The organism is Massilia oculi (assembly GCF_017582745.1).
GTDB classification, from domain to species: domain Bacteria; phylum Pseudomonadota; class Gammaproteobacteria; order Burkholderiales; family Burkholderiaceae_D; genus Telluria; species Telluria oculi_A.
Map to the genome: position 1 here is coordinate 1 of NZ_JAFVIM010000049.1, position 9,627 is coordinate 9,627.

General features: G+C 65.5%; 9 protein-coding genes. 6 read left to right on the forward strand and 3 right to left on the reverse strand.

The features are described 5' to 3' along the window. Window positions 1-123 precede the first annotated feature (123 nt). Both J3U95_RS27515 and J3U95_RS27520 read right to left on the reverse strand, forming a co-directional pair. The gene (locus J3U95_RS27515; RefSeq protein WP_208281666.1) at window positions 124-1,578 is read right to left on the reverse strand and encodes a methyl-accepting chemotaxis protein; all 1,455 of its coding nucleotides are present in this window, start codon (window positions 1,576-1,578) and stop codon (window positions 124-126) included. Window positions 1,579-1,717: 139 nt separating this feature from the next. Then, window positions 1,718-2,632: an aromatic alcohol reductase gene (locus J3U95_RS27520; RefSeq protein WP_208281667.1), complete on the reverse strand. Its 915-nt coding sequence runs from the start codon at window positions 2,630-2,632 to the stop codon at window positions 1,718-1,720. Between the two features lie 132 nt (window positions 2,633-2,764). Between J3U95_RS27520 and J3U95_RS27525 the strand changes: the two genes are divergently transcribed. The 6 genes from J3U95_RS27525 (at window position 2,765) to tal (ending at window position 8,766) form a co-directional block, all read left to right on the forward strand. Next, the gene (locus tag J3U95_RS27525) at window positions 2,765-3,745 is read left to right on the forward strand and encodes a LysR family transcriptional regulator (protein ID WP_208281668.1); all 981 of its coding nucleotides are present in this window, start codon (window positions 2,765-2,767) and stop codon (window positions 3,743-3,745) included. 98 nt (window positions 3,746-3,843) lie between these two features. Next, complete coding sequence (zwf, locus tag J3U95_RS27530; protein WP_208281669.1) at window positions 3,844-5,313, forward strand: glucose-6-phosphate dehydrogenase; 1,470 nt, start codon at window positions 3,844-3,846, stop codon at window positions 5,311-5,313. Between the two features lie 27 nt (window positions 5,314-5,340). Continuing rightward, window positions 5,341-6,195 carry an SIS domain-containing protein gene (locus tag J3U95_RS27535; RefSeq protein WP_208281670.1) on the forward strand — a complete coding sequence of 285 codons (855 nt, stop codon included), beginning with the start codon at window positions 5,341-5,343 and terminating at the stop codon, window positions 6,193-6,195. A gap of 114 nt (window positions 6,196-6,309) precedes the next feature. Then, the gene (locus J3U95_RS27540; protein WP_208281671.1) at window positions 6,310-7,284 is read left to right on the forward strand and encodes a hypothetical protein; all 975 of its coding nucleotides are present in this window, start codon (window positions 6,310-6,312) and stop codon (window positions 7,282-7,284) included. Window positions 7,285-7,312: 28 nt separating this feature from the next. Then, the gene (gene msrC / locus J3U95_RS27545; protein ID WP_208281672.1) at window positions 7,313-7,810 is read left to right on the forward strand and encodes a free L-methionine (R)-S-oxide reductase MsrC; all 498 of its coding nucleotides are present in this window, start codon (window positions 7,313-7,315) and stop codon (window positions 7,808-7,810) included. Between the two features lie 26 nt (window positions 7,811-7,836). Next, window positions 7,837-8,766, forward strand: coding sequence for a transaldolase (tal, locus tag J3U95_RS27550; RefSeq protein WP_208281673.1), 930 nt, complete (start codon window positions 7,837-7,839; stop codon window positions 8,764-8,766). Between the two features lie 61 nt (window positions 8,767-8,827). Here the strand turns inward: tal and J3U95_RS27555 are convergent, their stop codons facing one another. Continuing rightward, entirely contained in the window at window positions 8,828-9,445 is a 618-nt protein-coding gene (locus tag J3U95_RS27555; protein ID WP_208281674.1) for a TetR family transcriptional regulator, read from the reverse strand. Between the last annotated feature and the right edge of the window lie 182 nt (window positions 9,446-9,627).

Genomic DNA, 9,627 nt, shown 5'->3' on the forward strand with positions numbered 1-9,627 from the left:
GACGGGGAACGGGTATGCAGCTTTCTGCTTCTTGGGCTTTTTCGTGGTCATTGCATCGGTCATGGAACAGTCCTCTCAGGATTATTTCATGACCCCGTTCCACACAGAAAATCTGACAGGCTCTCAGCGCCCGGTACGCCCCATCATCCGCGCAGAGTCATACCCGATCCGCACCGCACCCCAGTGCTTCCCCTGGAACACGATCGGCATCGACAGGTCGTTGATCACCTCTCCCGTATCGCGCAGATAGGTCTGCAGCAGGAACGGCTCGCGGTTCTTCGCCAGCCGGATCCCTACCGGATCGTCGAAGATCCGTTTATTGCGGCAGTACACCAGGTCATGCTCGCGCTGCCCGGTCGACGGCCGCGAGAACTTGGTGTTGTGGGTCGGCGCATACCCCCGGTTGTCGACCGCCAGCGCGTAGGCTGCTCCCGGCAGGTCGGTCAGCACGCGGTCGAACAGCTGCTGCAGGTCGCGCTCCACCGCGCGGTCGTACGAGGTCGTGAAGCGCGGCGGGTCGGATTGCGGGATCGGGCGGTACTGCTGGTCGAAGATATTGGCGCCGCCAGCCGCGTGCCCCTCGAGGCAGGCCCTCACCTGGTCGCGCAGCACGGTGGTGGTGTCCACCAGCGCATCGAAGGCCGTGCCGCCGGTCCGGAAGCCCGCCAGCACGCCCTGCAGCTCTTCGGTGGCCATCCGCACCTCGTCCACGCGGCGCGAAGCGTCCTGCATCGTGGCTTCGGAGCTGGAAGCGTTCTGCGCCACCTCTTCCACCTTCGCATTGATCTGCTGGTTGACGCCGTCGAGCGACTGCATCGCCGCCGCCATCTGGTCGACGGTGGCGGTCATGCGCTCGAAGTCGGCAACAAAAGCCGTCAGGTGACTGGCCGCGCTGCCGGCTTCGCGCGCCGAGACGTTCACGCCGTCGAGGATGCCGGCGGTGGCGCCGGAGGTCGAGGTCACCAGCTCGCGCATCGCGCCGCTGGCGTTCGCGATCTTGACCGCCTCCAGATTGACCACCTGCGACAGGCGCCGCACCTCGGAGGCGACCACCGCGAAGCCGCGCCCGGCCGGGCCGGCGCGCGCCGCCTCGATCGCGGCATTGATGGCCAGCAGATTGGTCTGGTTGGCCACGTTCTCGATGACGGTGCCGAACTCGCCGATCTCGCGCAGGTGGCCGACCAGCAGGGTCACGGTGTCCGAAAATCCCTTCACCTGTTCCTCGATGTGGCGCATGCGCCGCTCGAGGCTCGCCAGCTCTTCCATCGATTCGCGCGCCGCCGCCAGATTGCGCTGGGCGGTGTCGGCGATGCGCACCGTGCCGGCATTGACGTCGGCCGACAGCTCGGCCACTTCACGCGCGCTGGCCGCCAGCGCATCGGCCGCCTGGTGCTGGCGCGCCGCCTGGGCCTGGGCCTGGTCGACTTCCTTGCGCAGGCGCGCGGCATTGATCGCCGTGCGGATGCTGCCGTCGCGCGCCTTGACCACCAGCGTGCGAACGTTGCCGGACAAGGAGCGTCCCTTGAATGGCGCCGCGACCTGCCGCAACGCACGACCGATATTATGCAACCACACCATGTCCCCTCCGGTCGCTGCTCGGGTGGCAGCGATGTTTATGTGAGGAAACTATAGTCCGAATCGATTCGCCTGTCATGCGCCTTGGGAATCGGCGCGCACTCTGTTGATGGCGCGCGACAGCGCGCATTGTCACTTGCAATCAAGCCGGATGCATGCGTAGCCAGGCCTCGACATCGACCATCGGGATGCCCCGCGCCGCGTTATAGGTCTTTTCCTTGTCCCACCACATGCCATCGCCGCGCGCGAAGGCGATGCGGTAGGCCGCCATGCCGTCGTCCGGATTGGCGGCGCGGTCGGCGCGCAGCCGCGCATCGCTCAAGAGTTCGCGCTCCACCGGGCGCCCCGTCACCTTCTCGACGATGTCGGCCAGCTGGCCGTAGGACACGGTGTCGCTGGCCAGGTAGATCACCCGGTCGGCGATCGGCGGCGCCTCGAACAGGATGGCGGCCGTGCAGCGGCCGATGTCGTCGGGCGTGGTCACCGTCACCCGGGTATCCCAGCTGCCCAGGCCGCGCACGATCCCGGCCCGCAGGTCCACCAGGCCAAAGGCCGGTTCGAACAGGAAGCTGGTGAACATGCCGGTCGAGACGATGATCCACTCGGTGGCATGCTGGCCCCGCAACATGCCGCGCACCTCGAACTGCTCGTCGAACACCGGCTGGCCGCTACCCTTGCCGACGACGTCGTAGTCCACGCCGAACTGCCATGGGATATAGCGGCGCACGCCGGCATCGAGCACCGCCCGGGTCGGCCTGCGCTGCGTTCCCGGCCCGGCGACGAAGCCGGTGCAGCCGACCACGGTATCGAAATGGCGCAGCAGCGCGACCAGGCCTGAGCTGTCGTCCGCCGCCAGGTCGAAGGGCAGCAGCGTGACGTCCATGGCGCGCAGTTCGCCGTGATCGTCCGCCAGCGAACGTGGGGACACCAGCGCGCTCAAGGCAATTCCGGCATCCCGGCAGCGCGGCGCGAGGTGACGCAAGATTGCCATGCCGAGTTCGCCGGCGCCGAGCACCAGTATGCCGCCGGCTGCGGCGATCGAGGTCGATTGATCCATTTTTTATACCTTTGCTGTCGAAAGCGCTCAGTGTAGAAAGAATGCTTCACTCGCATAAGCCAGCGGGAGCTGCTTTCAGAATTGCGATAAATGGGATAATCCGGCAATCGACGGCAGCGAAGGAGGACACGCTTGGACAAGCTCAGGGCAATGCAGATCTTCTCGCACGTGGTCGAGGCGCGCAGTTTCGCCGGCGCCGCGCGCAGCCTGTCGCTGCCGCGCTCCACCATCAGCAGGTCGATCAAGGAACTCGAGGCGGCGCTGGGCGCGAGCCTGCTGCAGCGCACGACCCGAACGCTGCGCCTGACGCCGAACGGCAGCCTGTACTACGACCACTGCCGACGCATCCTGCGCGAGATCGAAGGCATCGAAGAGGTCCTGTCCGACGGCGCCCTCGCGCCGCGCGGCCTGCTGCGCGTGGACATGACCGCGTCCTTCGCACGTGCGCTCGTGATTCCCGCCCTGCGCGACTTTCAGGCGCGCTACCCCGATGTCGAGCTGTCGCTGACGCTGGACGACCGGCCGGTGGAACTGATTCGTGAGGGCGTCGATTGCGCGGTGCGGGCGGGCACGCTCGACGCCTCGGCCCTGCTGGTCGCGCGTCAAATCGGCAGTTTCGACTGGATCGCCTGCGCCTCGCCCGACTACCTGCGGCGCCATCCCGCGCCGCGCACGCTGGACGAGCTGGCGCAGCACGACCTCATCGGCTTCCAATCCGGACGCGACGGCCGCGCGGGCGGCTGGACCTTCGACGTCGACGGCAAGCGGCGCACGGTCGACGCCGCGCCGCGGCTCACGGTGAACGAGACCGACGCCTACCTCGACTGCGGCCTGGCGGGGCTGGGACTGATCCGCATCGCCAGCTACCTGGCGGCGCCGCACCTGCGCGCCGGCCGCCTGGTCAGGGTATTGGCCGGGCACCGGGACGCGCCGGCGCCGCTGTCGCTGGTCTATCCGCAGAACCGGCATCCGTCATCGGCCGTGCGCGCCTTCGCCGACTGGCTCGGTGAACTCTACCGCGCACGCGCGCCGCAATGGCAGGCCATCGAGCGGGAAAACCAAACAGGCGAACCGTACCCTCGCGACCTGGCGCCGGCGGATGTGGCACCATAGGCTGGACGCGCACCGGACGTAGTATATTTTCTTGATTGAAGAGTATTTATGTAGTAAATTTACACAAATACTTTCTTCCAACGCAGATTCCACCGACCATGGCCCTTTCCGATTTCGACCTCGTTTTCTTTGGCGGCAGCGGCGACCTTGCGATGCGCAAGCTGTTGCCCGCGATGTACTCGCGCGACGTCTGCAACGACCTGCCGGAGAGCAGCCGCATCATCTGCGTCGGCCGTGACGATGCAACGCAGGAGGAATTCCTGCGCATGGTCGAGAACAACTCGAAGCCCCACATCAAGGACACGGTCCACGAGCCGAGCTGGACGCGCTTCCTGCAGCGCATCACCTACGTGGCGCTGAACGCGACCGACGTGTCGACCTACCAGGCGCTGGTCGAGGCCCTGCGAAACGACCCATCGCTCACCCGCGTCTACTACCTGGCCACGCCGCCGCAGCTGTTCGCCAAGATCTGCGACAACCTGGCCGCGACCGGCCTGGCCACGCCGAACTCGCGCGTGGTGCTGGAGAAACCGCTGGGCCGCGACCTGGCCTCGGCCAAGCAGATCAACCTCGACGTCGGCAAGGTGTTCGCCGAATCGCAGATCTACCGCATCGACCACTACCTGGGCAAGGAGACCGTGCAGAACCTGCTGGCGCTGCGCTTCGGGAACATCCTGTTCGAGCCGCTCTGGCGGCGCGAATGGATCTCGGACGTGCAGATCACGATCGCCGAAAAGATCGGCGTCGGCAACCGCCTGGGCTACTACGACAATTCCGGCGCGCTGCGCGACATGCTGCAGAACCACCTGCTGCAGCTGCTGTGCATCGTGGCGATGGAACCGCCGACCTCGATCGCGCCGGACGCCGTGCGCGACGCCAAGCTGCAGGTATTGAGGTCTTTGAAACGCTTTACCCCGACCACGCTGTCGCAGAACATCATCCGCGGCCAGTACCGCGCCGGCTACATCGACGGCCAGCAGGTGCCGGGCTACCGCGAGGAACCCGATGCGCCCAAGAGCTCGCGCACCGAGACCTTCGTGGCGATGAAGGCCGAGATCGACACCTGGCGCTGGGCCGGCGTGCCGTTCTACCTGCGCACCGGCAAGCGCATGGCCGACCGCCTGGCCGAGATCGTGGTGCGCTTCAAGCAGATTCCGCATTCGATCTTCAACCAGCCGACGTCGAGCTTCCAGCCCAACAGCCTGGTGATCCGCCTGCAGCCGGACGAAGGCCTGTCGATGAACCTGATGGCCAAGACCCCGGGCGATTCGATGCGCCTGAAGCAGGCCGAGCTCGAACTCGATTTCCGCGAGCAGTTCAAGGCGCCGCGCATGGAGGCCTATGAACGCCTGCTGCTCGACGTGCTGCGTGGCCAGCTGACCCTGTTCATGCGCGGCGACGAGCTGGAAGCGGCCTGGGAATGGGTCGAGCCGATCCTCGAGCACTGGGAGCAGGACGACAGCGCGCCGGCGCCGTACACCTCGGGCACCTGGGGCCCGGCAGCGGCCAGCGCGCTCATTGGGCGCGACGGCCTGCAGTGGCGCGAAGAATCGCTGCCGGAAGACTGACGCTCGAGACCTGCCGGATACTTACCTATGCTGCTCGACTCGATCCGCACCCAGCTCGACACGCTCTCCAAATCGGAGCGCAAGGTCGCGCTCGCGGTGCTGGCCGCGCCTTCCGCGACCGTGAGCCAGAACATCACCGCCCTGGCGCGCAGCGCCAGCGTGTCGGAACCGACCGTGGTGCGCTTTTGCCGCACGCTCGGCTACGACGGCTGGCACGAGTTCAAGCTCAAGCTGGCGCAAGGCCTGGCGCTGGCGCTGCCCGGCGCCAGCGAGGCTCCGCACCAGGACGACCTGGCGTCGGACCTGATCAACAAGATCTGCAGCCGCTCGATCAACACCCTGCTCGACCTGCGCAACAACCTCAAGCCGGAACTCGTCCAGCAGGCGCTCGAGATCCTGGCGCGCGCCAACAAGATCGAGTTCTACGGCCAGGGCACGTCCGGCTTCGTGGCCGCCGACGCCCAGCACAAGTTCTTCCGCTCGGGCGTGCCGACGGTGGCCTACACCGATCCGGCCATCCACTCGATCGCCGCGGCCCTGCTGCGCGAAGGCGATGCGGTGGTGGCGATCTCGCAGCGCGGCAACAACCCGGCGCTGACCCGTTCGGCCAAGCTGGCCAAGGCCGGCGGCGCCGACGTGATCGTGCTGGCGCCGTCCGGCACGCCGCTGGCCGAGATGGCCACCCTGCTGATCCCGATCGACCTGGTGTTCGCCACCGATCCCTATACCCCGATCTCGGCGCGCCTGGCCTACCTGGTGGTGATCGACGTGCTCGCGGTGGGCCTGGCCTTGCGCCGCGGGCCGGAATTCCGCAAGAAGATGCAGAACGCGCAGAAGGCGCTGCAGGAATTCGACATGCAGTTCGATTCGTTCATCGGCTGATCGCCTGCACCGACGGCAAAAAACGCATTTGATCTAGAATGGGCGGTTACTCACCCTTGCCGATCAACCCTTGGATCCCGATCTTCCGATGGCCGATCGATCCTGACCAGTTAAATGCCGACGTTTTACAAGCTACTCCTGTCGACCCTCATTGCGGCCGTCGCCCTGACGATGTGCATGGCCAAGTCCGAGCTGCGGCTGCCCGCTCCGATCGTGATGCGCGCGGTGAGCGATGTCGAGGGCGTCGAATTGCGCCACATCGGCTTCGACCAGCCCGGCGCCGGCCCGTTCCAGCCGCTGTTCGGCCTCGACGACATGTTGTGGGCCAGCTATCCGTTCGTGCTGCATCTCGACCAGGTCTATCGCCGTGCCGGCCCGGGCAGCTTCGTCGTGCATCCCCGCGGCGACGTCCGCGCGCGCTACGTGGTCGAGGAACATGCGGACCGGTCCGAAGAAGGGCCTGACCGCATCACCAGCCTGTCCATCCGCGATCGCGACAGTAACGAACTGCTCGGCCGGAAGTACCTGCGCGGCCCGGTCCGCGAAGAGGCAATGGCCTTCGTGCGCAGGGTGCTGGGATTGGCGTCCCCGGCCGGCGCCCGGCGCGACGAGCCGCCGTATGGCGCAGCGCCCGTCACGCACACGCCGCTCCGGGCCGGCCGGGAAGATCCTCCCATTCAAGGAGGTGATGGCTGTCCGCCTTCCTACCGGATCGCGACGGTGGCTTCGCACCGGCAGTTCGATGCCGGCGCGTGGTCGTTCCGGCCCTGGTCCGACGTCGACAGCTTTGCCTGCACCGGCAACTTCATCCTGGTGGCGTCGGGCGATGGCGCGCGCCTGCTGCTCGACCTGCTGGACCCGACCGGCAAACACCTGTTCCAGACCGAGGTCGCGATGCCGGTCGACGCGCGCGCCAGCGCGACGGTGCAACGCCTGCGGGTGAACGGCGAGCGCCTGCAGACCGACGTGCATTATCACCCTGGCAAGCTCCCCGACGGCAAGCCGAGGTTGCGCCAGCGGTTCAGGCTGGTCATTTCGATGACTCCGCCGGACGCCGGAGCGCCTGCGGCTGCGGTGGCTGTAAAATAGCGGTTTTCGACCAGCATTTTCGCCTGACATGCATATCAATCCCGAACGCAGCGACCGTCCCGACTATGACCTGCTGGTGCGTCAAGTGACCAGCGTCCTCGAGGGCGAGCGCGACCTGACCGCCAATGCATCCCAGTTCTCGGCACTGGTCTACGATACGATCTCCGACCTGAACTGGGCCGGCTTCTACTTCACGGTGGCCTCGAAAAAAGGCGAAGGCCAGGACTTGCTGGTCGGCCCGTTCCAGGGCAAGCCCGCCTGCGCCCGCATCCCCTTCGGCCGCGGCGTCTGCGGCACGACGGCAGTCGAACGCAAGACCATCGTTGTGCCGGACGTGCATGTCTTCCCGGGCCACATCGCCTGCGATTCGGCCTCTAGCTCGGAAATCGTCATTCCAGTGATCAAGGACGACAAGCTCATCGGCGTGTTCGATATCGACAGCCCGAAGCCGGATCGTTTTTCGGAAGAAGACCGCGCTGGCCTCGAAGCCATGCTCGCGGCGTTCATTGCCGCCACCGATTTCTAATTGCGCCACACCATCCAGAGACCCACATGAACCAACTCGAACAGCTCAAGCAGTACACCACCGTGGTCGCCGACACCGGCGACTTCCAGTCGATCAAGGCCTATGCCCCGCAGGATGCGACCACCAATCCTTCCCTGATCCTGAAGGCGGTGCAAAAGCCTGAATACCGTCCGCTGCTGGAAAAGGCGATCGCCGACGCCCCGGGCGCCTCGGTCGAAGCGATCGTCGACAGCCTGCTGATCGCCTTCGGCGTCGAGATCCTGAAGTACGTGCCGGGCCGCGTCTCGACCGAGATCGATGCCGCGCTGTCGTTCGATACCGAAGCCACCGTCGCCAAGGGCCGCGAGCTGATCGCCCTGTATGAAAAGAACGGCGTATCGCGCGAGCGCGTGCTGATCAAGATCGCCTCGACCTGGGAAGGCATCCGCGCCGCCGAGATCCTGGAAAAAGACGGCATCCACTGCAACCTGACCCTGCTGTTCTCGCTGTGCCAGGCGGTGGCCTGCGCCGAAGCCGGCGTCAAGCTGATCTCGCCGTTCGTCGGCCGCATCTACGACTGGTACAAGAAATCGACCGGCACTGATTATCAAGGCGCCGACGATCCGGGCGTGCAGTCGGTCAAGCGCATCTACCAGTACTACCGCAAGTTCGGCTACGACACCGAAGTGATGGGCGCGAGCTTCCGCAATACCTCGCAGATCCTGGAACTGGCCGGTTGCGACCTCTTGACGATCTCGCCCGACCTGCTGCAAAAGCTGGCCGACAGCGACGCGCCGGTCGAGCGCAAACTGGTCAAGGACGACAGCGCCGACATCGAGAAGATCGCGATCGACGAAAAGACCTTCCGCTTCATGCTGAACGAAGACGCGATGGGCACCGAGAAGCTGGCCGAAGGCATCCGCGCCTTCGTCGCCGATTCGATCAAGCTCAAGCAGATGATCGAAGGCATGCGTTAAACGCCACGGCGTGATCGACGAGAACCCGGCCGCGGCCGGGTTTTTTATTGGAGATGCGCCGTCAGCGCGCCTTCAATCCCGCCAGGAAGGTATCGATCACCTCCCCACCAAGGACCATCAGGTCGAACGATTCCAGGTCGAACAGCCAGTTGCGCAGCAGGCCGTCGAGCATCACCCACATGCAGGTCGCCGCGTTGTGCGGATCGACGCTGGCCGGCAGCTGGCCGTTGGCGCGCGCCTCGGCCAGCTGCGCTTCCATGCGCGCGCGCCACTCGGCCACCGCTTCGCGCTTGCGCACGCGGGCCGAGTCGACTTCTTCGGTGAACTCGGTCTTGAGGGTGGCGATCTCGAACACCCGGCGCGCCTTCTCGTCGCTGACCACGATGTGCAGCACCGCCATCAGCTCGTCGCGCAAGCGCTGCAACGGGTCGGCGACCTGGCGCTCGCCCAGTTGCTGGATCGCCGTGTCCATCGGCATCGTGGCGCGGTCCATCATCGCGCTGAACAGCGCGCCCTTGTCGACAAAATGCCAATAAATCGCGCCGCGCGTTACACCCGCTGCCGTCGCGATATGCTGTAATGTCGTTCGCGAAACACCCTGTTTTGCGAACAAGATTTCTGCTGCATCGAGAATGCTGTCGCGGGTCGCCGCTGCTTCTTCCTTCGTCCTGCGAACCATTTCTTTTGAGTAACCCTCGAATTAAAAGGTGCTTAAAACATTTTACATACAGTCGTGATAGGGCTTTGTTGCACAAATCGGCCCATCAGCGGCCGAGGCGCAGCACGGGTAAACTGACGGCATGATTGCTCCCGTAAAGCTGAAGTACCGAACGACCAACTGGAAAGACTACAACGCGGCAT